This window comes from Halorubrum gandharaense (genome assembly GCF_054654575.1).
The window spans coordinates 1125748-1148683 of sequence record NZ_BAAIET010000002.1 but is presented as its reverse complement, the minus strand read 5'-3'; the positions used below and the strand labels follow the sequence as shown (position 1 = coordinate 1148683).

Here is a 22936-nt window from a genome sequence, read left to right as displayed (position 1 = left end):
GACATGGGGGAAACGTGGAGGACCGACGACCTGAACCGCCACCTACGATCCGACGAACGCGGTGGTGAACGCCGATGACCAGTGCCGACGGGTGTTCAGGGGGTGCCGGCGGACGCCCCGGTGGGGAGAGTGAGGACCCCGACGAGGACGACGTTCGGACCGACGGCGGCACGGCGAGCGAGCCCGACGGCGCCGTCGCGCGCTTCCGTGAGGAGCTCGACCCGGTCGTGTTCCTGTTCGGCGCCGGGCTCTCGCTCGGGCTGATCCTCCTGTACTTCGTCAGTCCCGACAGCGTCGAGAGTGCGATCGCCACCGCGGACGCGTTCATGCTGGACTACTTCAACTGGGCGCTACTGCTCATCGTCTTTCTCGTGGTCACCTTCCTGCTGTTTCTCATCGTCGGCCCTTGGGGACGACTGAAGCTTGGCGACGGGAAGCCGGAGTACAGCTTCTTCTCGTTCTTCGCGATGCTCTACTCCGCCGGGTTCGCCGCCGGCGTCGTCTTCTGGGGGCCGACGGAGGCGCTGTTCTACTACGACGACCCGAACCCGCTGTTCGGCGTCGAGGGCGGCACTGGCGAGGCGCTCACCCTCGCCGTCCAACAGACGCTGTTCCACTGGGCGATCCCCCAGCTGGCCGTCTTCACGATCATGGGGATCGCCATCGGCTACTTCGCGTACAACTACGACGAGGTGCCGCTGCGTGTGTCCTCGGCACTGACGCCGATCCTCGGCCGAGAGAACCTCGACGGACCGGTCGCCAAGGTCGTCGACATCATGGCGGTGTTCGCCACCATTGGCGGCGTCGCCACATCGCTCGGCTTCATCGGCAGCCAGTTCATCGAGGGGCTCTCCTTCCAGTGGGGGCTCGACTTCGGCACGATGGGAATCATCGCAGTCGTCACCGGGATGACACTGCTGTTCACCGTCTCGATGGTGCTCGGCGTCGACCGCGGGATTCGCCGCCTCTCCAACTTCAATATGATGCTGTTCGTGGGGCTGATGTTCGCCACGTTCATCGTCGGACCCACCTCGTTCCTGGTACTGCTGGGAACCGAGGCGTTCGGGGGAATGCTCAACGACTTCGTCTCGATGAGCCTCTACACCGGTACCGGTACCGAGGGCGCCACCGAGTGGGTGAACGCCTGGCCGGTGTTCTACTGGGCGTGGGCCCTGTCGTGGTCGCCGTTCGCCGGCCTCTTCATCGCCCGTATCTCGAAGGGGCGAACCGTTCGGGAGGTTGCCTTCACGGGCATCGCCGCCACGTCGGCGGCCACCATCCCGTGGTTCACGTTCGTCGGCGGCACCGCCGTCTTCTACCAGCACACCGGCGTCGCCGACTTCAGCGAGGTGATGGCGTTCGAGCTCGGCGCCGAGGTCTCCGGGTTCATCCTCTTCGAGGCGTTCCCGCTCGGGACGGCGTTTATGATCGCGTTCATGGTGCTCGTCACCACGTTCTTCATCACGTCCGCGGACTCCTCGACGCTGGCCGTCTCGATGATGACGACGGGAGGGAAGGCGAAGCCGTCGAACATCAACCGCGTGTTCTGGGGTGTCGTGCTCGGGATGACCGCCGCGATCCTGATGACGCTCGGCGGCGTCGACGCGCTCCAGTCGGCCGCGATCATCACCGGCGCACCGTTCGCGTTCGTCTGCCTGCTCGCGATGCTCGGGCTGATCTGGCAGTTCACGCGCGACGGCGAACCGCTGCTGCTCCAGGAGGACTCCTGGTGGGTCGGCGAGCCGCCCGAGGACAAACCCTCGGCCGCCGAGCTCTCCGACGACGACTGAGCACGGCGGCGGACGCCGGCCGCCGAGGCCGGTGACGCACGGGTCGGGGACGAGCCCCGCCCCCACACGTCCTTTATAACAACTTTTAATGGTTGGTGTACACGATAATTGTGTATGAACAGGGACACGGCCACGCCCGACGCGGCCTCGCTGCCCGGCCCGAACGCCGAGCAGTGGGTCGCGTTCCACGGCGAACACGCCGCACCGAGCGAGTACTCCCACGAGTTCGTCTGGGACGTGACTCGCGAGGCCGACGGCCCGTTCGTCACCGACGTCGACGGAAACGTGCTGTTGGATTTCACCTGTCACATTGGCGCCGCACCCCTCGGCTACAACAACGAGAAGGTGCTCGGGAAACTCGACGAGTTCGACCTGGTCGAGCCGATGAAGATCGCCGGACAGGACCTCTACTTCGGCGCCGGTCCGACGCCGAGCGAGTCCGATGTCCCCGGCTCCAGTCACCTGATGGCGAAGCTCGCGGACGTTTCCAGTCACTACGGGATGGACACCGTGTTCCTCTCGAACTCCGGTGCGGAGGCGGTCGAGAACGCGATGAAGATCGCCCACCACAACCGCCCCGCCGCGAAGTACGGCGTGACGTTTACGGGGAGCTTCCATGGGCGCACCCTCGGCACGCTCTCGGTCACCAAGTCGAAGGACGTCTACACCCGGCACTATCCGCAGATCGCCGGCGTCGAGACCGTGCCGTTCTGTGCGGACCGCACCTGCACGCCGGCGTCGTGTGACTGCGGGTTCTTCCCGGGTAGCGGCGCGGCGGACGCCGGCACAAACGGTGGAGAGGCGAGCGACGCCACACCCGTCTCCGCGTTCCGCCGCATGCTCGCGCCTGAGGGCGGCCACGTCGACCCGGCGGAGATCGCCTTCGTCATCCTGGAGCCGATCCAGGGCGTCGGCGGCTATCGTTTCCCCTCCGACGCGTTCATGCGCGAGGTCGGCGCCATCACGAGCGAGTACGACATCCCGCTCATCGTCGACGAGATCCAGTCGGGCGTCGGTCGCACGGGCGAGACGTGGGGGATCGACCACTACCCGGTCGAGCCCGACGTGATCGCCAGCGCGAAGGCCCTCCGTGTGGGGGCGACGATCGCCCGCGAGGAGCTGTTCCCGTCCGAGAAGAACCGGCTCGGCTCCACGTTCGGCGGCGGTGACCTACTCGCATCGATGATGGGGACGTTCACGCTGGAGGCGATAGAGGAACACGACCTCCTCGCGAACGCCCGCGAGCGCGGTCGACAGGCCATCGAGATTCTCCGTGATGACGCGCCGGACCACGTCGTCGACGTCCGTGGCAAGGGGCTGATGCTCGCCGTCGAGTTCGACACGCCCGACCGACGGGACGCGGTCGTCGCGGCGTCGCTCGACCGCGGTCTGCTCACGCTCGGCTGTGGAAAGAAAACGATCCGACTGCTCCCCCCGCTCGACTCCACAGAACGCGAGATCGAACTGGGAACCGGAATTTTCCTCGACGCGATCCACGCGGTCTGAGGCGGCGTCGCCGCAGCCGCTTATTCCGTAATCGGAATGATCGTTCCGTTGTCGGCAATGTGGAGGTCACGCCCCTGCTTGTATCCCTGCGAGGAGGCGAGCTCGACGTAGCCGGAGAGGCCCTTGAGATCCTGATGTGCCGGAATGACGTGCTGGGGCTGGAGCGCGTCGAGCATCTCGTAGTGGCCCTCCTGTCGCAGGTGGCCGGAAACGTGGATGTCGTCGTAGATGCGGGCGCCCTGCATCCGGAGCAGCTGTTCGGACTGGTACCGCTGGCCCTCGTTGGTCGGCTCCGGAATGACGCCGGCCGAGAAGATCACCTTGTCGCCCTCGTCGATCTCGAAGGAGGTCTCGCCGCGTCCCATTCGGGTGAGCATCGCGCGAGGCTCGCCCTGGTGGCCCGTCACGATCGGGAAGTAGTTCTCCTTGCCCTCGTCCATGATCCGGGAGAACTGGGTGTCGATCTCGCGACCGTGGCCGTACATGTCGACCTGCTCGTCGAAGGCGAGGTCGAGCCGCTCGGCAATGCCGGAGTACTTCTCCATCGAGCGTCCGAGGAGTACGGGTTCGCGGCCGATGTCGCGGGCGAACTCCACGAGGCTGGTGACGCGCGAGACGTGGCTCGCGAACGTCGTCGCGAGGATGCCGCCGTCGTAGTCCTCCATGCTGTACACCGCATCCTTCAGCTGTTCGCGTGCGACGGATTCGGACGGCGTGCGCCCCTTGCGGTTGGCGTTCGTGCAGTCCTCGACGTACGCGACCACGCCTTCGCCCTCGCGGCCGATCTCGCGGAAGCGCTCCATGTCGATCGGGTCGCCGAGCACGGGATTGTGGTCGATGCGCTTGTCGAGCCCGTAGACGACGGCCCCCTCCGGCGTGTGAAGGACTGGGTTGATCGCGTCGATCGTCGAGTGAGTGACGTTGACGAACTCCATCTCGATCTCACCGGAGTCGCCGATGGGCATCGTGCCGCCCGCCTTCATCTTCACCAGGTCGTTGTTCGTGTCGAACTTCGACTCCCAGCTCAGCTCGTCTTTCACCAGCTCGATGGTGAACGGCGTCGCGACGACCGGCGCGTCGTACCGGTGGGCGAGCTTCGGGATGGCGCCGATGTGGTCGAGGTGGCCGTGCGTGGGGACGATGGCACGGACCTCGCCGTCGAGCTCGCTCATGATCCGGTCGTCCGGGATGGCGCCCATGTCGATCAGGTCGAGGCTGTGCATCCCCTCGGTCTCGACGCCGTCGTGGATGAGGACCTTGCTCAGGTTCAACCCCATGTCGAAGACGACGATGTCGTCGTCCATCCGGACCGCCGTCATCTGTCGTCCGACTTCCTCGTATCCGCCAACTGCTGCGATTTCAATTTCCATAGCTGTGTCCGATCATAGCTGTCCCGTCATCAAGTAGAGGAGACGAACGCGAGCGGCCGCGGGAACCGGTCGAACGCCGCTCGCAGGTGGACGGCGCGTGTTTCGGGTTGTGGGAACATCCGCCGGCACCCCGTAAAAGGCTGTGCATCGGCGGATCTCGACCGCTCACTCGGCTCCGACGCGCAACACCGCGTTCGTCAACACGTCGACGCCGATCGCCAGACTCGTCTCGTCGACGTCGAACGTCGCCGTGTGGTGGCTCGTCGGGTGGTCGGTGCCGACGATCAGGTAGGTGGCGAGCCCGCCGTCCGACTGCACGCGGTCCATCAGGAACGTGGCGTCCTCGCTGGCGCCGAAATCGGCGGCCTCGACGACCGTCTCGACGCCCTCGACATCCCGAGCGACATCGGCGACGAGCCCGGCGAGCGCGGGGTCGCTGTCGGCGCATGGCGACTCGCTGACCACCTCGACGGTCGACTCACACTCGTGCATCCGAGCCGCGCTCCTGAGGGTGCTGTCCAGCCGGTCGACCATGTAGTCTTTCAGCGCCGTCGTCTCGCCGCGCGCCTCCGCTTCGACGTGTGCGTGCTCCGCGATCACGTTGCTCGCGGTGCCCGCCTCCGCCCGTCCGAGATTGACGCGGGTCATCCCCTCGCTGTGTCGCGGGATCGCGTAGGCGTTCTCGATGGCCGTGCCGAGCGCCTGCATCGCGTTGGCGCCCTCGTTTGGCGCTTTCCCCGCGTGGGCAGTTTCTCCCTCGAAGGTCGCGTCGATGTGGGCCATCGCCAGCACGCGCTCGATGCCGGCGACGACCTCTCCCGTCGGATGGTCGAGGCCGACGTGGACCGCGAACAACGCGTCGAGGTCGGCAGAGTAGTCGCTCTCGGCCATCGGCCGGCCGCCGCCGGAGATCTCCTCGGCGGGCTGGAAGAACACGACGAACCGCCCCGTAAAGTCGCTCGCCTTCACGGCTTCGAGGACGGCCAACCCCCACGTCATGTGGGCGTCGTGGCCGCAGGCGTGCATGTAGCCGTCGTTCTCCGAGCGAAATCCGCCGCCGGCGGGTGCGTGGTCCGGGTCGTCCGCCTCCGCTATCGGCAGCCCGTCGATGTCGACGCGGAGCCCGACCGCCGGCCCCTCTCCGCGATCCAGCACGGCCACGCAGCCGGTGACGCCGCCCTCCATCTTCGCGAGCATATCGGGGTCGGCGCCGCGCTCGCGGGCCTCGTCGTACCAGCGCGCTAGCTCCTCGTTGTCCGGCACCGCCATCCGCCGATCCGGGTCGTACGCCTCCCGGCCGACCGCGAGCTCGTCGACGCCGATCCGCTTGACCTCCTCAACGATGCGGTGGGTGGTGTAGAACTCCCGCCAGCCGGGTTCGGGGTGTTCGTGGAACCGACGCCGGAGGTCGACGAGGCGGTCGCGAACGGGTTTGCTCATGCGAGGCACTCACACGCCGACCGACTTAAGCGTACACAGTTGTCGTATACTTCGGACACACAAAAGGCTAAGTTCCGAAGGTGACTACGGCCGATATCGCGTCACGAGACGCAGGTTGATTATGAGTGACCATCCCGACATCGTCGTCCTCCGTGAGGGGACCGAAGGGCTGTCGATGGAATCGTACGCGCAGGCGCTCCGCGAGCGGCTTCCCGACATCGAGGTCGCGCTCGCACGGACGCCGGCAGAGGAGCGCGAACTCGTCCGGCACGCCCGAATCGTCACCGGAATCGGCATCGACCCGGAGCTGGTTGCGGACGCCGAGCGCCTGGAGCTGTTCGCCTGCACGTTCGCGGGGACCGACCACCTGCCGGTCGAGAAGCTCGTCGAGCACGGCGTGAGCGTCACCAACGCCGGCGGCATCCACGCCCCGGGGATCGCGGAGCAGGCGATCGGCAACATGCTCGTGTTTGCTCGCCGGCTCCACGAAGGATGGCGCCGGAAGTCGAACCACGAGTGGCGTCACTTCCAGTCGACCGAGTTCACCGGAAGCACGGTGACCGTCGTCGGCCTCGGCTCCATCGGGCACGCAGTCGTCCAGCGCCTACAGGGGTTCGAGGTGGAGACGATCGGGATCCGCTACACCCCCGAGAAGGGCGGCCCGACCGACGAGGTGCACGGCTTTGAGGAGGCGGCGATCCACGAGGCCTTCTCCCGGAGCGACTACGTCGTGTTGGCCTGCCCCCTCAACGACCTCACCCGCGGGCTGGTTGGCGAAGCGGAACTGGCCACGCTCCCGCCGAACGCGGTGGTCGTCAACGCCGCGCGCGGCGGCATCGTCGACACCGACGCGCTGGTGTCGGCGCTCCAGACCAACGGGATTCGCGGCGCCGCACTCGACGTGACCGACCCCGAACCCCTCCCGAACGACCACGTGCTGTGGGACCTAGAGAACTGCCTCATCACGGCCCATACCGGCGGTCACACGCCGAACCACTGGGACCGTCTCGCTGATATCGTGGCGAAGAACGTCGCCGCGATGGAGGAGGGCGACGGCGAGCTGGAGAACGTCGTGGCGGCGCCCGACGGGGACTGACGCAGCGGGAATGATCGCGGCTGGCTGGCCGTCGGAGACGACTCAGGCCGTGAACAGCCGACGTGGGAAGTCCGCGAGCGGCTCCGCCCCTGAGGAGGTGACGACGAACGTCTCGCTGAGCTCGACGCCGAACTCGTCCTCCCAGAGTCCCGGGATGGTGTGGAACGTCATGTTCTCTTCCAGTACCGTCTCGTCGCCGGGACGGAAGCTGGCGGTGTGCTCGCCCCAGTCCGGGGGGTAGCCGAGCCCCATCGAGTAGCCGATCCGGTCCTCCTTTTCGACGCCATACTCCGCGATGGTGTCGCGCCAGGCTCGCTCGACGCTCTCGCAGGTGACGCCCGGCTCGACGGCGTCGAGGGCGGCCTCCATCCCCTCGACGACGATCTCCGCGGTTTCCTGGACCTCGGCTGGCGGGTCCCCGACGAACGTCGTGCGCGCGAGTGGCGAGTGGTAGCGGTGCCGACAGCCGGAGAGCTCGATGAGCACGGGGTCGCCGTCCTCGAACTCGCGATCGGTCCAGGTGAGGTGAGGCGTGCCGGTGTGGTCGCCGGAGGGCATCAGCGGCACGATGGCGGGATAGTCGCCGCCGAACTCCTCCGTGCCGCGGATCAGCCGGTCGTAGATGGCGGCGGCCGCCTCGTACTCGGGGACGCCCTCCTCGATGGCGTCGAGGCCGGCCTGCATCGCCAACTCGGAGATTTGGGCCGCCTCGCGCATGTACGCCAGCTCGCGGTCGGACTTCTTCACGCGGAGCCAGTTGACGAGCAGGGTGTGGTCCTCAAACTCGGCTTCCGGAAGGTTCGCCTGGAGGCGGGTGTACGACTTCGCGGTGAAGTACGAGGCGTCCATCTCCAGCCCGACGGTGCCGTCCGCGGCGTCGACCTCCTCGAGGACGCCGGCGAGGTAGTCCATCGGGTGGAGGTCGCGCGGGGACTGCACGTGGTCGTCACTGTACGCGCGGATGCTCTCCTCGGAGAGCCACGTCGTCGCGCGCGCGCCGTTGCCGTCCATGTCGCGGCCGACCCAGATCGGCTCGTCGCGCTCCGGCGTCACGACGACCGCCTGGTGGACGTAGAAGGACCACCCGTCGTAGCCGGCGAGGTAGTTCATGTTTGCGGGGTCGGCAACGACCATCGCGTCGAGTCCCTCCTCGCGGAGCCGCTTCTGGGCCCGGTCCACTCGGCGCTCGTACTCGGATTGTGGGAAGACGTTTCCTGGCATGATTGGGAGCTATTCACACGGTCCACCGAGCCGGGCAAAAAGCTTTCCGTGTATGACGATAACGGATTGCGTATATTTTTCTGCGCGACGATGCAGCCAGGGGAGCCACACGCTTTTCGTCGCGCCCGTCGAACGCTTATGCATGAAGAACCACCTTCTGCTCGGCGTCGGGCTGCTCGGGCTGATCGAGCTGATCGCACCCAAGCAGGTCGTTGCGCTGTTCACCCGGATCGCGTATCGGAACGCGGATGACGCGGAGCCGCGCAGCTGGCTCCACACGGCCGCGCGCGTCGAGGGCCTCGTCCTCGTCGTCGCCGCGCTCGTCGGCCTGTTCAAGAGCGCGCAGGGCGCAACGACGGCGGCCAACGCGGCGGCCGACACGGCGGCCGACCGGAGTGCCGACCACGATGCGGACGGTGGCGACGGTTAAAAGGCGTCCAACAGCCCGCGGAGCGTTTCGGCGGGGTTCTCGGCGGTGACGACCGCCGACGCCGCGCCAACTCCATCGACGCCACACTCGCGAGCGGCGGCAACGTGAGACGGCTCCGCGACCCCGCCGCCGACCGCGATCCGAGTTGTGGAGTTGACGGACGCGACGGCGTCGACCGCTTCGCGCACGCGGGCCGGTTCCTCCGCGACCAACGGCTCGCCGCTCGCCACGTCCTCGGGACGCTCGAACAGCACCCAGTCCGCGCCGAACTCCGTTACCGCCCGCGCCTCCGCCACGCTCCGGACGCAGACCACGGCATCGAGGCCGACATCGTCACACCGCCGGATCAGCTCGCGAGTCTCCGACAGCGACGCCTCGCGCTCGGGATGGTTGACGAACAGCGCGTCGGCGCCCGCGGTCGCGAGCGTCTCGACGAGCACGTCGCCGGTCCCCTCGCCGGCCGCAGCCGCATCCGCAGCCTGCGCGATAAGCGGTACGTCCACCGCCTCCGCGAACAGCCGCAGATCCGGAATTTGGGGCGCGATCGCGGCCGGAACGCCGGCGTCCGACGCCGCTCCCGCCAACTCGCGCGCCAGCGAAACCCCGTCGCGACCCGCCGTGCCGGGATACGTCTTGAAGCTACACAGGAAACACGGTGTGGGGAGGGACATACGACTGACTGCGTCGGGGAGCCTTATAAGACCGGCCGCCGAGCGCGCGACGATCACCCGAATTCCCGATCCGGCGCGCCCGGCGAGCGCCTATAAGGCGCGAGCCGGAGCGCGAGGGAGGCAGCGGTCGCCGGCGGAGCGGTTTCCCGCCGGCGGCCGTCTGCCGAGGCTGGGGAGGTGTGAGGTGCGGAGCGGTCGTGTGGGGCGGTTGTGTGGGGCATTGGAGGTGTTTACCGGCGTACTCCCCACAGCAACCGCACCAACCACACTTATAAGGGGTCGGCTGGGGGTTCAGAGGTATACACCCTCGCACTCCCCTGAAAAGGGCCCCGCTCAATCGTCCGATTCGGACGCCGCCGGGCGCCCGGAGTCGGGGCGCTCGCCGGTTAACAGGACGTGGCAGTTACGACAGCGCGCCTCGTAGGACTCCTCGGCGCCGACGAGGATGGTCGGGTCGTCGACGTGGGCGGGCTCGCCCTCGATGAGCCGCTGGTTGCGGGTGGCGGGCTCGCCACATTGGGTGCAGATCGCCCGGAGCTTGTCGACGTACTCGGCGACGGCCATCAGCTGCGGGAGCGGCTCGAACGGCTCACCGCGGAACGTTTGGTCAGTCCCCGAGACGATGACGCGGGCGCCGCGGTCGGCGAGCGCGTTGCACACCTCGACGAGCGCCGGCGAGAAGAAGTTCGCCTCGTCGATCGCGACGACCTCCGCGCCGTCGTCGTGGTCGAGGATCTCCAGCGGGCCGTCGCCCTCGTTGTCGACGACGGTCGCGTCCCACTGGCGGCCCGTGTGCGAGCCGATGGTCGTCTCGCCGTAGCGGTCGTCGACCGCCGGCTTGTAGACGGCGACCGACTGCTCGGCGATCTCCGAACGCCGGAGGCGGCGGAGCAGCTCCTCGGTCTTCCCCGAGAACATCGAGCCGGAAATGACCTCGATCCAACCGGATCGAGTGATCGCGTGCATGCAGTATCGGCGTCCAGCCAGCGACTAAACGATTTCTCTCTCGGCGGCGGAGTCGGTCGCCGAGCGCGGGGCGTCAACCTTCCAACCCGTTTACGGCGTCGGTACGAGTCCGGCCAGGTCGACGAGCCCCAGTGCAGCCGCCGTCAGCAGGACCACGTAGAGGGCGTTGCCGATCGTCGAGAACAGGAGAAACCGGGCGCGCGGGTAGCTGCTCAGCCCGGCCGGGATCGCCATCAGGCTGCGGATCCCGGGGATCGCGTTGGTGACCGCGAGCGCGGCGCCACCGAACCGGTCGAACAGTCCGGCGACGATCGCCACGCGGCGCTCGCCGACGCGCTCGTGGATCAGAAACGGCATCCGGTCGACGTACGGCACGCGCCGGCGGATCCCGACGAACTCCGGGCTCTCCTCGTTGAACCCCCGGTAGACGGTGAACTGCCCGAGCGTCGCAGCGACGGCGCTCGCGGCGGCGACCGCGAGCAGGGTCCCGTTGGGCGGGACGTAGACGGCGACGTAGACGACGTACAGCGCCGCCGGGGGCGTGATCTTCCCGACGATCAGCCCGTCGAGGTAGAACGCCAGCAGAATCAGCGGAATCCCGAGCAGCTCGAGGGCGGACAGGACGGCCGCCGTGCTCGGGCTCATACGGAGACAACGCGAGGGAGGCACTTGAAAACGTCACCCGGAACGGCGGCCGCCATCCTCAGAGCACGACGCGTTTCACGTCCGCGTGGCTCGCACGGCGGACGACCGCCCGGACGGGATCGCGCGCGCCGGCGAGGTTGTCCGAGTCGCCGTCGAGCACGAGCAGCTTCGCCTCCTTCCCCTCCTCGACGACGCCCCGGTCGAGCCCCGCGATTTCGGCGCCGTTGACGGTCGCCATTCGGAGTACCGTCTCGGCGCTTACGTCGGCGAGCTTGGCCGCGAACTCCATCTCGCGGAACATCGACGGCGAGTTGAGCATCGCGTTGTCCGTCCCGAGCGCGACGGTCGTTCGCTCGGCGAGCTCCCGAATCGGCGGGACGCCGACGTTCGTCACGAGGTTCGAGCGCGGACAGACGACGATCGGCGTCTCGCGGTCCTCGACTCGCTCCAGCTGATGCGGCTCGGTGTGAACCATGTGGACGAGATAGTCGGGGTTCAGATCGAGGGCGGCGTCCACGTCCAGCGCATCGCGCTCACCAGCGTGGATCCCGAACAGCTTGCCAGCCTCCCGGGTCGCGTTGCGCTCCCGGTCGAAATCAGCGTCGCGCGCCCCGGAGGCACCGTAGCCGTCGGCCACGTCGAGCACGTCGAGCTCCTCACGGCCGAACACGACCGCGTCGATGTCGCGCTCACCGAACGACTCCCCGTCGTCGGTGCCCTCGGTCCCGCCGATCCCCGTCCCCGAGAGCGCGTCACGCAGCGCCTCGACGCCGGCGACGCCGCCCTCGCGGAACTCCAGAAACGCGCTCGTGCCGGTCGACTCCATGTAGCGGAGCGTTCGGGCCATCGCCGCCACCTTCTCCTCGTGGCTGGCCGATCGGAGCAGGCGGTGTTTGAGCCCGTCCGGCGGCGCGACGAGTTCGTCGAGCGAGAGCCCGGTGCCGGCCTCCTTGGCGATCGAGTCACCGATGTGGGTGTGAGCGTTGACGAACGCCGGCAGGATGATGTCGTCGCTGTCCGTCTCACACTCCTCAATGGCGACGATCTCGTCGTCGGCGACGACGACGCGGCCCTCAACCGGGTCGAACTCCGGACCGAGTAGGACGGTCCCTTCCAGGTGCATACCGGGTCTCTCTCCGCGGGGGGAGTAAAGCGTCACGACCCGAAGTGAATCCGCGCGCGGAACACGCCGGCTCGTTTGCTACCGGTCTGAGACGCTGCTACTCCACAGTCGCCCAGATCCGGAGATCCCGTGGGGCCACCGGTCCGTCCGCGTCTGTCTCGCCGCCCGCAGGCGACTCCCGCGGGTCGGGCTCCACGATGCGGTCGACGGCAAAGCCGGCGTCCGTGAGCGCTTGGTGAAGCTCGCTCACCGTGCGGTCGAAGACGACCATCTCGGCGTCGTACGCCTCGTCGATCGTCACCCGCCGGCGCGGGTCGGCGTGGTAGTCCCGCGCCAACTCGCCGGTTTCGTCGTCCATCAACTCGCCAAAGGGGTGTGGAACGGACAGCAGAAAGCTGCCACCGGGACGGAGCACCCGTCGCGCCTCAGCGAGCGCGGCGTCGAGGTCGGCGACCATCTGGAACGCCCACTCCGAGAACGCCGCGTCGAACGCGTCGTCCGGGAGCGGGAGTCGGGTCACGTCGGTTTGCAGAAATGCCGCATCCACGCCGGCGAAATCCCGGAGTCGACGCGCGTGGCGCAGTTGTTCCTCGGAGAGGTCGACGCTGACGACGCGCTCTGCGCCCGCGAGCGCCGTGCCGACCGTCCCCTGTCCGCCGCCACAGCCGAGTTCCACGACATCGAGTCCCTCGGGTGAAGCTGCGTCCGGCAGGGGGTCACGAGCCGAAGCGTCCGCGCTGAACGGAGTCGGCGTCGGCGGGAGCTCGCCGTCGGCGGTGTCGGCGTTCCACAATCCCTGAAACGTGTCGCTCCACTCGTTCCAGAGCCGGCGGTTCTCCCGGTGGTCGTCGGCCATACCGGATGCTCCGCCGAGACGCACTTGAAATCTGGACGGGTATGAGAAAGAGACGCAGGGTGCCGGTGCTGTCGTGGTGGCGGATTCGGTGCTGTCGCGGTGGCGGATGCGGTGCTGTCGCGGTGGCGGTTGCGGATGCGGTAGCAGCGATCGGTTGTACCGCGAGCGAGGGGAAGAGCGCCCGCAGGGCGCTCGACGCCGAGCCTCGCGGTCCCTTTTTGGTGGAGATTTTTGACCGGGGGTTGAGCGGAACCGGCTTGCCGGTTCCGTGAACCCCCCGGTTAAAAAGGTCCTACTCGAACTCGTCGAGCGTCGTCGGCATCGCCTTGCGCACCTCGGTGACGAGCCCGTCGGGGTCGAGGCTGAGCACGTCGGCCGCCGCGCGCCCGACGCGGTCGGTGTGGTCGGCGGGCGCGTAGACGCCGAGGCGCCACTGGTTGCGCTGAGCGGTGCGCAGCGCGTTGACGAGCGGGGACTGCTTGCCCAGCCGGCGCACCTCACCGTTGACGGTGACGCGGGCGGAGGACTCGCGCATCGAGGGCTCGGGAGGCACGTCGAGCACGACGTATCGGTGGTCGACGCCGGCCTCCTCGGCGATCTCGCGTTCGAGCTGCTCCTCCGTCCCGTGGTCGGCCTCGTGGACGCGCTCGGGCACGTCGTCGTACTCCGCCCAGACGGCGAGCTTGTAGAGGTCGCGCTGGTCGTACCGGCGGGCCAGCTCCGCGGTTTCCGGGCAGTTCCGGAGCGCGACGAGCAGGTCGGCGTCGTCCATTCGGCGGAGCCGCTCGGCGGTGGTGTCGGTGTGTTCGAGGAGGCGCGCGGCGGCCCGGCGGAGCATCGCCTTCGAGATCCGCGCGACGTGGTGGGTGTAGACGACGGGGTTCATCAGGGCCCGCGCGAGCAGGAGGCTCTCGGCGGTCTGGACGTTCCCCTCGTCGAGCACGAGTTCGGCCTCCCGACCGTCGCCGCCGTCGGCGAAGGTGAGTTCGCGGACGAATCGGCCGGTGTCGATGGTGCCGTACGGGACGCCCGTGTGGTAGGCGTCGCGCACGAGGTAGTCCATCCGGTCGACGTCGAGCTCGCCCGAGACGAGCTGGCCGTATTTCCCCTCGCCGGCGACGAGGTCGGCGACCGCGCTCGGGTCGAGGTCGTAGTCTCGGAGCACGTCGCCGACCTCGCCACGGTGGAGCAGCTCGTCCACGTCGTCGTGGTACTTGCCCGTGTGGCGGTGGGTGAGCCGCTCGATGTTGTGCGAGAAGGGGCCGTGGCCCACGTCGTGGAGCATGGCGGCGGCCTCGATCCGCTCGGCCTGCGTTCCCTCGATGCCGAGCCCGTCGAGCGCCTGCCGCGCGAGGTGGTAGACGCCGAGGCTGTGCTCGAAGCGGGTGTGGTTCGCGGAGGGGTAGACCAGCTGGACCGTCCCCAGCTGTTTGACCCCGCGAAGTCGCTGGACTGCGGGGGTGTCCAGCAGTTCCGCGGCGACACCGTCGATCTCGATGTGGTCGTGAACGGTGTCTTTGATCGTGATCATGCCCACCAGTTCGGCGGCTTCACGTAAAAAGCGACGGAGATGCGGCGGGGGCCGAGTAGCAGCGTCTCTGTGGAGGATCCGCCGCCTACGCCGTTCGGACGCCGAGCACGTCCCGCGCCGCCTCCCCCACGCTGTCGACGTGTTCAGCGGGGCAGTAGACGCCGAGCTGCCAGCGCCGACGCTCCGCGGCACGGAGCCCGGCGACCAGCTCGGAGGCGTCCTCAAGCCGCTGCGGGACGCCCTCGACCATCACGGTGGAGGCGGACTCCTTCAGCCCGGGACGGGACGGCACGTCCACGATGACAGCCTCGCGGTCGACGCCAGCGATCTCGGCAATCTCGTGTTCCGCTGCTAGCTCCTCGGCGTGGCCGGCGTCGACGGTGCCGGCGGGTACGTCACCGAGCCCGACCCAGACCGCGCGCTTGTAGAGGTCGCGGCGCTCGATCCGACCGCCCAGCCCGGGAACCTCCGAAGCGAGTGCGACGAGCAGGTCGTGGTCGGCCATCCGACGGAACTCCTCGATGGGGGTCTCCGTCCGGTCGAGATAGCGCTCGCAGGCGCGCTCCAACATTGCGCCCGCGACACGCGAGACGTGGTGCCGGTAGACGACGGCGTTCATCAGCGACCGGGCCACGAGCAAGCTCTCTGCGGTCGCGACGTTCCCCTCCGCGAGCACGAGGTCGGCGGATGCGGGATCGACGACGCCGTCGCTCCCGGCGCCCGCGCTGCCTCCGCTTCCTCCGCGGCCTCCGCCATTCCCGACGAGCTGCAGCTCGTTCACCAGCCGGCCGGTGTCGACGGTACCGTAGGGCACCCCGGTGTGGTGGGCATCGCGCACGAGATAGTCCATCCGGTCCACGTCGAGTTCGCCCGAGACGAGCGCGCCGACGCCCCCCTTCCCCGCGACGAGCTCCGCGACCCGTTCGGGATCGAGCCCGTGGCGTTCCAGAACGCCACACACCTCGCGGTCGGGGTCGGTAAGCAGCCACGCGAGTTCGTCGTGGTCCTTGCCCGTCTCGCGGCGGATGACCCGCTCCGTCTGGTGGCCGTAGGGGCCGTGGCCCACGTCGTGGAGCATCGCCGCCGCGCGGACGTGCGCGGCCGTGTCCTCGTCGACGCCGAGCCCGTCGAGCGCCTGCCGGGCGAGGTGGTAGACGCCGAGGCTGTGCTCGAAGCGGGTGTGGTTCGCGGAGGGGTAGACGAGCCGGACGGTGGAGAGCTGCTTGATGTGCCGGAGTCGCTGGAACGCCGGCGTGTCGACGAGGTCGGCGGCCACGTCGTCCAGCCGGACGTAGTCGTGGACGCTGTCCTTGATCGCCTTCATTGCCGGAGGTGCGTCGGCGTCCGGGTTGGTCGTTTCGACTCGCATCGACCTGACGGGGGATCCGTTGGTGCGGACGAGCCCTATTCGTCGACGATCTTCACGTCGAACCGCTCCTCCAGCGCGCGCACGACGGAGCCGCCGACGCCGGCGGTCGCCGCGCGCCCGTCCTCGACCGCGAGGAGGTCGTCCTCGTCGATGCCGAGCTCCTCGGCCAGCTCCTCGACGGTGAGCCCGGCTCCCTGCCGGGCCTCTGTCACCGTCTCGCCGTAGCCGGAGACGAGGTACGGGAGCCGGTCCTCCTCGTAATCGGTGCCCTCCTCCTCCCAGTGGGAGGAGTCGCCGCTGGCGGCGTCGTACACCTTCGCCTGCTTCTGTGCGAGCTCCTGTTTCCGCGTGGTCGGGCCGTCCGACCCGCCGCCGGAGCTGCCGCCGGGGGAGCCGCTCCCCCCGCCCGAGCCGCCCCCGTAGGCGTCCTGCGAGCCGCTCCGCGAGCTGGTCTTGGCGTTATCGTCGTGGTCGCGACACGACGAGCAGACGAGTAGCTGTGCGCCCGCGACGTTCGCGTGCTTCAGGTTGGAGGTCTCCGCGCCACAGAGCTCGCAGGCGTCGCCGTCGCCGCCGCCGCCACCCGAGCCCGTCGAGTACTTCGTCATACCCCCGCCTAGCGCGGGAGGCCTTTTATAATGATCACACGCCGGCACCGGCGCTCGGTGGTGTAGCGTTCGGAAGGATTGTGCGTGGGTGCTGTCGTAGAGACAACACCGTGCATCGGTGGGGGTGTGCCCCGGTACGATGCGTGGGACCGGATTTGAACCGGCGGACCTCTACAGGACAGCGCCCTCAACGCTGCGCCGTTGGCCTGGCTTGGCTACCCACGCTCGCTCGTTTTTGCGCATCTCCACGTACCCCGTCGCCAATTAAAAGCCCTTCCATTCGGCACCGCCGTGCCGGTAGTTGTCACCGCGCCGTCGGGCGCCCACTGTTACCGGCACCGGGGTGACCACTCCCCACTCCCGCTATCGGCAGGCGTTTGTCGGAGGCGCTCCACGGATCACGCATGAGACAGTGGGTCCGCGACAACGTCCGACTCGTCACCGGGGTGCTCTCGGTCGTCGCGCTCGCGCTCGTGTTCGGCGCGGCCGGCGGCGCGATTCCGAGCACCGTCGTTCCACATCCCGGCGAGACCGTCCTCGATGCCATCCCACACCTGAACGCCGTCATCTCCGCGACGGCCATCGTCACCATCGGGCTCGGCTGGCGCACGATCCGGCGTGGCGAGGTCGCACGCCATCGAGCGCTGATGGGGACCTCCTTCGCGCTGTTCGCGACGTTTCTCGTGTTCTACCTCTGGCGGCTGGTGATCCGCGGGACTGCGGAGTTCCCCGGACCGGACGCCGTCTACCAGTTCGTCTACCTCCCGTTTCTCACCGTCCACATTCTCCTCGCCGTCGTCTGCATCCCGTTCGTCTTCCACGCGCTGACGCTGGCGGCGACACACTCGCCCCGCGAGCTCTACGACACGGCACACGCCCGATCGGGCCGGATCGCGGCGTCGCTGTGGGTGATCTCGTTTGCGATGGGAATCGGCGTCTACGTGATGCTCCACCACCTGTTTTGAGATCTTGAAAGGGGGGCCGCGAGGCGCTCCGCAAACGGGTCGTGACGGCTACTCGCGGCGGGGGACCTTCTTGTGTGCCGCGTAGAACAGCGGCAGCAGCAGCGCGCCGGCGAAGCCGAAGGCGAGCGCGAGCGCGGCGATGTCGTCGGCGGTGAGCACGCGCCCGCCGTCGTCTCCGCCGTCGGGCTCGATGAGGTCGTCGTCGATGTCGCCCACGGCGACGGCACCCTTCATCCCGGCCGCCTCGTGCGGCGTACAGACGTACCGGAAGCGGTCACCCTCCTCGGCGTCGTCGAAGGTGTGCTCGAAGGTGTGGCCCTCCTCGTCGACCAGCTCCGACTCGAAGGCGTCGTCGACCTCGGCGACGTCGTGCTGGCCGCCCTCGCCGGTCCACTCCCACACGACGGTCGCGCCCTCGTCGATCAGGATCGCCGCGGGCTCGAACAGCAGGCCGTCGTCGCCGGCGCCGACCGTGACGTGCACCTCCTCCTCGCCGCGGAAGTCGTAGGTGCCGTCGTAGTTGTCGACGTCGTCGAACCAGCCGTCGTAGGCGGCGGCCGCCGTTCCGGCGCCGGCGGCGACGGCCGCCGTCGCGGCCGCACCCGTCGCGCCCGCACGGAAGAACCCACGTCGACTCATCGACGCCTCGTCCGCGTTTCCAGTCATATGTGATACTCCGATCGTCGGGGTGTTTAAGCTCCCGATACGCCGCCGTGCCGGTCCTTCATCCGAACAAGCCGCGGAACGCGACCACGCCGCCGACCCCCGCAATGAGCGCCAGGAGGATGTTCCCGGTTCGCCACATCACCAGCAGCGTGAGCCCGGCGGCGGCCCACTCGGGCGGCCCGCCGTCGGCCAACTCGGGGCCCAGCAAGGCGATCACGATCGCGCCGGGGAGCACGTCGATGCCGGCCTGGACCCGGTCGCTCACCTCGACGCGACTGAGCAGCCAGAGGCCGCCCCACTTGGTGAGGACGGTGACGACCACCATCGCGGCGATCGTCGCAACCACGAGCGGGTCGAGAGAGAGGGGGTCACCCGTCATACCGGATCACCTCCACGAAACACGCCGCGAGCCCGCCGGCGATGATGTACCACTGTCCGGGGACGAGCCGGGCGGCAACCAGCGCGGTCGCGAGTGCGGCACACCACGGAATCAGCGATTCCGACGCCCCGTCCCAGAGCTCGACGGCGAGCGCGACGAAGACGGCCGCGAGGATGAAGTCGACCCCGTACGCCGCCGGGTCGTCGACCGCACCGCCGGCGTACGTGCCGACGATCGTCGAGCCGACCCACGCCGTCCAGACGGCGATCCCGCTGCCGAGCAGGAACGCCCCCCGCCCGTTGCCCGCCTTGAGATCACGCATCGTCAGCGCCCAGTTCTCGTCGGCCATCAGAAACAGGCTCCCGTACGCTTTCGCCGGCGAGAGGTGTCGGAACCACGGCTTGAGCGCGGCGCCCATCAGCGAGTAGCGGAGGTTGATCGCGAAGACGGTGGCGACGATGGCGACGACCGGAAGCGGGTCGGCCCACAGCTCCACCGCGACGATCTGGGAGGCGCCGGCGACCACCGTCGCGCTCATGAGCGCCGCCTCCGCGACGCTCAACCCCGCCTCGCCGGCGAGCATCCCGAAGGCGATACCGTATCCCGCGACGCCGAGCGCCACCGGCAACGTGATGAGGAACCCGGCGCGCACACCGGCGAACTCGAAGGAGACCGCGTTCTCGTCGGAGCCGGGGGATCCGGCGGAATCGGCGAGGTCGGTGGAGTCGTCAGGGGCGTCGAGGTCGTCGGGACCGGGAGAGTCGTCGGGACCGGGAGAGTCGTCGGGAGCCGATGGCGGTGCATCGCCCATCGTGTCGAGAAGTGGCGGGACCCGTGAAGGTCGTTGCGGAACGGCCCCGGACGAAAGTAGGGTGACAACACATTTGGCGGTTCGGCCGAAGTGGGAAACGAGAATGGCCGTGCTCGACGACCTCTCGGGCTTCGAGTTCGAGGACGTGATGGAGGACGTGTTCCGCAAGCTCGGCTACGAGAACGTCCGGCAGGCCGAGAAGGTCGCCGACGAGGGGCGCGACGTGGTGATGGAGGAGGTCGTCGACGGCACCCGCCGCGGCGTCGTCGTCGAGTGCAAGCACACGGCGACGGTCGGGCGACCCGTCGTCCAGAAGCTCCACTCGGCGATCGCCACCCATGACTTCGCCGGCCCGAAACGCGGCATCGTCGTCACCACCGGCCGGTTCACCGGTCCGGCCGAGGAGTACGCCGCGCGCCTCGACGCCAACGACGACCCGTATCCGATCGAGTTGATCGACGGCCGCGACCTCCGGGAGATCGCCGAGGAAGTGGGTCTCGACCTCCGAAACGGACGGATCGAGGTGTTGTGCGACGAGACGCTCCGGCCGTACGACCCGACATCGTCGCCGGACGCCCCCGTTCGCGAGGCGTTCCGCGAGGTGGAGAACCTCCCCGAAGACGACCTTCCCGACCCCGACTCGCGGGTGACGTTCCGGCCCGTGGTCGTGGTGACCGCGGACGTGAACGCCGTCTTCGAGACCTCCGTCGGGGTGATCCACCGGATCGACGATCGCTCTCGATTCGTCGTCCACGCCGAGCGCGGCCGTCCCGACGTTGCGGACCCGAACGTGGGCGCGCTCGTCGCCGACAACCTCGCCGCGACGATTCCCCTTGCGGAAGCGACCGACGACGACGCCTTCGACACGGTGGAGGAACGCCGGTTCGGGCAGACGGAGACGGAGTACAAGGACTGGGCCGTCGAGCGACTCCGTGACCATCACACGACGACGGTGTCGTACACCGGCGACAACAACGTCACCTACAACCGCACCTGCGAGCCGAACCGCTCGGACGTGACGGTTCGCACCGTCGAGCCGGTGTACCTCCCCGAGGTACGCCACGTCACGCGGCTCGACACGTACGAGTACCCCTTCGAGTACGCCGCCGCCGGCCCCTCGCGGGTGACCACCGAGGACGGAGTCCGCCAGTGCGTCCACTGTGCGACCGCCGGCGAGCGCGGCAGCTACACCTACTGTGCCAACTGCGGGAGCATCAGCTGTGCGGAGCACAGCAAAACGGAGCGGCTCGTCGACGAGCCGGTGTGCACCGGCTGTGCGGTGACGGAACGCTTCGCGCTCTCGCGGAAGTACTTCTACGACGAGGCGAACCGCGACGCCTTCCGCGAGGAGTACGCCGCCATGCCCGTCCACGAGAAGGCGATGGAGAACCCGGCGTTAGTCGCCGGCGCCGGCGTGGCGGCGCTGCTCGTCGTGCTCCTCGTGGTCGCGACGCTCGGCGTCGTCTGACCGGGGCGTTAAAAAGCGGCGTCCACGGGTGGACGCCATCCGTCTCTCGACTCCATCCGTGAGTCCGTCTCTCGACTCCAACCGCCGGCGAAACGGCGCGGGCGCCGGGCGACGCCCGCAGGTCACGATCGTGTCCCGCGTCCTCACGGGACAGGTGAATCTCGGGCCCCCGCACGACTCCGTCTGTCGCTTGATTATGGAGCGTTTCAAATCACCTTGACGGGAGGCGTCCCGGCGCTCCCCGTGGCCGCCGGCGTTCCCGGCAGATGGGACCGTCCGCGGCGATTCAAGGCCGGCGGGCGCGTACCTCCATCCATGACCCAGCAGCCGTCGTGTTCGGGGTGGAACAGCGCGGAGTGTGCCGGCACTCCGGAGTGTCCGCCACGCTGTCCGCGGTTCGTGGACAAGGCTGGAGCGCGCTGGACCGTGCGCCCGGCGTCTCCCGACGACCGCGAGGCCCTGACGGCGATGTACGACCGCTTCGAGGCCGGCGACCGTGCCCAGGGGATCCCCCCGGTTGACGACCGCCGGCGCCGTGAGTGGCTCGACCAGCTACTCACCGAGGGCGTCGGCGTCGTCGCCGAGAACCCGCAGGCCGGCGTGGTCGGCCACGCGGTGTACACGCCCGCGGACGCGTCCCGTCCCGAACTGGCGGTGTTCGTCGACCCCGCGTTCCACGGTCGGGGCCTCGGGACGGAGCTGTGCTGGCACGTCGTCGCCGCGGCGGCCGACGCGGGCTGCGAGGCGCTCGTACTCCACGTCGAGCGCGACAATCGTGCCGCAGTTCACGTCTACCGACGACTCGGCTTCGAGACGGTTCGTGGCGGCCGGGAGCTGGAGATGCGCCTCTCGCTGTCGGAACCCCCTGCCGACGAGGCTCGATTAGCGCCCGCCGAGCGCGTCGCGACGGTGTAGACCGGAAGGAAGCGGGCCAGCGTGTTGGGTGACCCCTACGACCACCCCCCACGACCCCTGCACGACCCTTGGACAACGTCGCTACGCTTAATTGACACACTCCGCAAACCCCACTTGAACATGCCCTCCACGCCGCACGGCGACGGCTGTCCCGACTGTGGCGCCGACGTGCCCCCGGATGCCAACTACTGTCCCGGCTGTGGAACCGCCACCGCCGCTGACCCGGACCAGTGTGGGGTCTGTGGTCACACGTTCGACGCCGCGGACGAGTTCTGTTCGACGTGTGGCTCGCCCCGTCAGGATGAGGCCGGCGTCGAACACGCCTCGACCGAGTTCCGTCTCTTTCGCGATGCCGCACGGCGCCACACGGAGGCGGGATGGGAGGTCGAGGCCGACCACGGCGACCGCGTCGAGCTGGTCGACCGGAGCTACGGCTCCGTCCTCCTTCACCTGCTGTTGGTGTTCACCACCGGCGGACTGGGGAACCTCCTGTACGGCTGGTTTCACTACACCGAGCGCGCCCGCCGACGGACGATCACCATGGACTCCCACGACTTCGAACGACCGGTTCACGCCAGCGCGCCGGAGGATAGTTCGCTAAACGTTGCGGTGGCGTACGCGCTCAGCGGCGTTCTGCTCCTGTTGAGCACGTTCTTCCTCGCCGGCGCGCTCGACGGGAACGGCGCCGCACCGGCGATAATCGGCGGCCTGCTGTTGGCCGGCGGGCTGCTCTCCGCACCGGCGGTCGAGCGACGACTCCGGGAACGGCTGACCAGACGCCACTCGCTCGCCGAGTTCGGCCGCCTACGGACGGTCGACCACCGGATCGTGCGCCCGTTCGAGAACTGCGAGGCGGACTGTGTAGTGTGTGGAGAGCCGGTCGACGCCGGCGTGGTTCGTCGCCGGCGTGACGAGACCGTGCTCGCCGGGTTCCCCGTGCTGACTCGGTCGCTGGAGGAGAACCACTACTGTACGGCGTGTGCAGCCGCGGAGCTCGACGTGGGACCCGGCGCCGGCCGACGATCGGCCCACGACCGGGCAGTCGAGGGACGGGACACTGACTCGTCGACTCGACAGCGGGAGCACGCGGAGTCGGAGCGATAGCGGCTC

General features: G+C 68.6%; 22 protein-coding genes and 1 tRNA gene. 8 read left to right on the top strand and 15 right to left on the bottom strand.

Going from position 1 to position 22936, the window contains the following annotated elements:
* The first annotated feature begins 74 nt into the window (after window positions 1-74).
* Entirely contained in the window at window positions 75-1790 is a 1716-nt protein-coding gene (locus ACYQ07_RS14790) for a BCCT family transporter (protein WP_459882896.1), read from the top strand.
* A 114-nt stretch (window positions 1791-1904) separates the two neighbouring features.
* The gene (locus tag ACYQ07_RS14785; protein WP_459882894.1) at window positions 1905-3296 is read left to right on the top strand and encodes a class-III pyridoxal-phosphate-dependent aminotransferase; all 1392 of its coding nucleotides are present in this window, start codon (window positions 1905-1907) and stop codon (window positions 3294-3296) included.
* 20 nt (window positions 3297-3316) lie between these two features.
* On the opposite strand, the gene ACYQ07_RS14780 is transcribed toward ACYQ07_RS14785, so the two are convergent.
* Together ACYQ07_RS14780 and ACYQ07_RS14775 are read right to left on the bottom strand one after the other, a co-directional pair.
* On the bottom strand, window positions 3317-4666 hold the full coding sequence (locus tag ACYQ07_RS14780; RefSeq protein ID WP_459882893.1) for an RNase J family beta-CASP ribonuclease: 1350 nt from the start codon (window positions 4664-4666) through the stop codon (window positions 3317-3319).
* 165 nt (window positions 4667-4831) lie between these two features.
* Window positions 4832-6106, bottom strand: a complete 1275-nt coding sequence (locus tag ACYQ07_RS14775) for an amidohydrolase (protein ID WP_459882892.1) — start codon at window positions 6104-6106, stop codon at window positions 4832-4834.
* Between the two features lie 121 nt (window positions 6107-6227).
* Between ACYQ07_RS14775 and ACYQ07_RS14770 the strand changes: the two genes are divergently transcribed.
* Window positions 6228-7202: a D-2-hydroxyacid dehydrogenase gene (locus tag ACYQ07_RS14770; RefSeq protein ID WP_459882891.1), complete on the top strand. Its 975-nt coding sequence runs from the start codon at window positions 6228-6230 to the stop codon at window positions 7200-7202.
* A 42-nt stretch (window positions 7203-7244) separates the two neighbouring features.
* Here ACYQ07_RS14770 and ACYQ07_RS14765 read toward each other — a convergent pair whose 3' ends face one another.
* A complete protein-coding gene (locus ACYQ07_RS14765; protein WP_459882889.1) occupies window positions 7245-8423 on the bottom strand; it encodes a M24 family metallopeptidase in 1179 nt (392 codons plus the stop codon).
* 142 nt (window positions 8424-8565) lie between these two features.
* Here ACYQ07_RS14765 and ACYQ07_RS14760 point away from each other — a divergent pair, with 142 nt between their 5' ends.
* Complete coding sequence (locus ACYQ07_RS14760; RefSeq protein ID WP_459882888.1) at window positions 8566-8853, top strand: hypothetical protein; 288 nt, start codon at window positions 8566-8568, stop codon at window positions 8851-8853.
* Here ACYQ07_RS14760 and ACYQ07_RS14755 read toward each other — a convergent pair.
* The 9 genes from ACYQ07_RS14755 to ACYQ07_RS14715 form a co-directional block, all read right to left on the bottom strand.
* Complete coding sequence (locus ACYQ07_RS14755) at window positions 8850-9524, bottom strand: triose-phosphate isomerase (protein WP_459882886.1); 675 nt, start codon at window positions 9522-9524, stop codon at window positions 8850-8852. The genes ACYQ07_RS14760 and ACYQ07_RS14755 overlap by 4 nt on opposite strands.
* Window positions 9525-9857: 333 nt before the next feature.
* Complete coding sequence (locus ACYQ07_RS14750) at window positions 9858-10490, bottom strand: thymidine kinase (protein WP_459882885.1); 633 nt, start codon at window positions 10488-10490, stop codon at window positions 9858-9860.
* A 90-nt stretch (window positions 10491-10580) separates the two neighbouring features.
* Window positions 10581-11135, bottom strand: a complete 555-nt coding sequence (locus tag ACYQ07_RS14745; protein WP_459882884.1) for a DedA family protein — start codon at window positions 11133-11135, stop codon at window positions 10581-10583.
* Between the two features lie 58 nt (window positions 11136-11193).
* Window positions 11194-12258: an amidohydrolase family protein gene (locus tag ACYQ07_RS14740; RefSeq protein WP_459882883.1), complete on the bottom strand. Its 1065-nt coding sequence runs from the start codon at window positions 12256-12258 to the stop codon at window positions 11194-11196.
* A gap of 97 nt (window positions 12259-12355) precedes the next feature.
* The gene (locus ACYQ07_RS14735) at window positions 12356-13114 is read right to left on the bottom strand and encodes a class I SAM-dependent methyltransferase (RefSeq protein WP_459882882.1); all 759 of its coding nucleotides are present in this window, start codon (window positions 13112-13114) and stop codon (window positions 12356-12358) included.
* Between the two features lie 292 nt (window positions 13115-13406).
* Window positions 13407-14645, bottom strand: a complete 1239-nt coding sequence (locus ACYQ07_RS14730; RefSeq protein ID WP_459882881.1) for an HD domain-containing protein — start codon at window positions 14643-14645, stop codon at window positions 13407-13409.
* Window positions 14646-14730: 85 nt separating this feature from the next.
* Complete coding sequence (locus tag ACYQ07_RS14725) at window positions 14731-15969, bottom strand: HD domain-containing protein (protein ID WP_459882880.1); 1239 nt, start codon at window positions 15967-15969, stop codon at window positions 14731-14733.
* 80 nt (window positions 15970-16049) lie between these two features.
* Entirely contained in the window at window positions 16050-16622 is a 573-nt protein-coding gene (locus tag ACYQ07_RS14720) for a helix-turn-helix domain-containing protein (RefSeq protein WP_459882879.1), read from the bottom strand.
* A gap of 140 nt (window positions 16623-16762) precedes the next feature.
* A tRNA-Leu gene (locus ACYQ07_RS14715) sits at window positions 16763-16847 on the bottom strand.
* Window positions 16848-17026: 179 nt separating this feature from the next.
* Between ACYQ07_RS14715 and ACYQ07_RS14710 the strand changes: the two genes are divergently transcribed.
* Window positions 17027-17587 (top strand): DUF420 domain-containing protein, encoded by a 561-nt coding sequence (locus tag ACYQ07_RS14710; RefSeq protein WP_459882878.1) that lies wholly within the window; start codon window positions 17027-17029, stop codon window positions 17585-17587.
* Window positions 17588-17635: 48 nt separating this feature from the next.
* On the opposite strand, the gene ACYQ07_RS14705 is transcribed toward ACYQ07_RS14710, so the two are convergent.
* From ACYQ07_RS14705 to ACYQ07_RS14695, 3 genes are read right to left on the bottom strand one after another with little or no spacing between them, the layout of a single operon-like run.
* Window positions 17636-18253 carry a halocyanin domain-containing protein gene (locus ACYQ07_RS14705; protein ID WP_459882877.1) on the bottom strand — a complete coding sequence of 206 codons (618 nt, stop codon included), beginning with the start codon at window positions 18251-18253 and terminating at the stop codon, window positions 17636-17638.
* 58 nt (window positions 18254-18311) lie between these two features.
* Window positions 18312-18632, bottom strand: coding sequence for an AzlD family protein (locus ACYQ07_RS14700; protein ID WP_459882875.1), 321 nt, complete (start codon window positions 18630-18632; stop codon window positions 18312-18314).
* Window positions 18622-19443, bottom strand: coding sequence for an AzlC family ABC transporter permease (locus ACYQ07_RS14695; protein ID WP_459882874.1), 822 nt, complete (start codon window positions 19441-19443; stop codon window positions 18622-18624). The genes ACYQ07_RS14700 and ACYQ07_RS14695 overlap by 11 nt, the downstream gene beginning before the upstream one ends.
* Before the next feature lie 103 nt (window positions 19444-19546).
* Here ACYQ07_RS14695 and ACYQ07_RS14690 point away from each other — a divergent pair, with 103 nt between their 5' ends.
* The 3 genes from ACYQ07_RS14690 to ACYQ07_RS14680 all read left to right on the top strand — a co-directional run bounded on the left by ACYQ07_RS14690 (window position 19547) and on the right by ACYQ07_RS14680 (window position 22930).
* Window positions 19547-20911, top strand: a complete 1365-nt coding sequence (locus tag ACYQ07_RS14690; protein ID WP_459882872.1) for a restriction endonuclease — start codon at window positions 19547-19549, stop codon at window positions 20909-20911.
* Between the two features lie 315 nt (window positions 20912-21226).
* Complete coding sequence (locus tag ACYQ07_RS14685) at window positions 21227-21826, top strand: GNAT family N-acetyltransferase (protein WP_459882868.1); 600 nt, start codon at window positions 21227-21229, stop codon at window positions 21824-21826.
* Between the two features lie 120 nt (window positions 21827-21946).
* On the top strand, window positions 21947-22930 hold the full coding sequence (locus ACYQ07_RS14680) for a zinc ribbon domain-containing protein (protein ID WP_459882867.1): 984 nt from the start codon (window positions 21947-21949) through the stop codon (window positions 22928-22930).
* Window positions 22931-22936 lie beyond the last annotated feature (6 nt).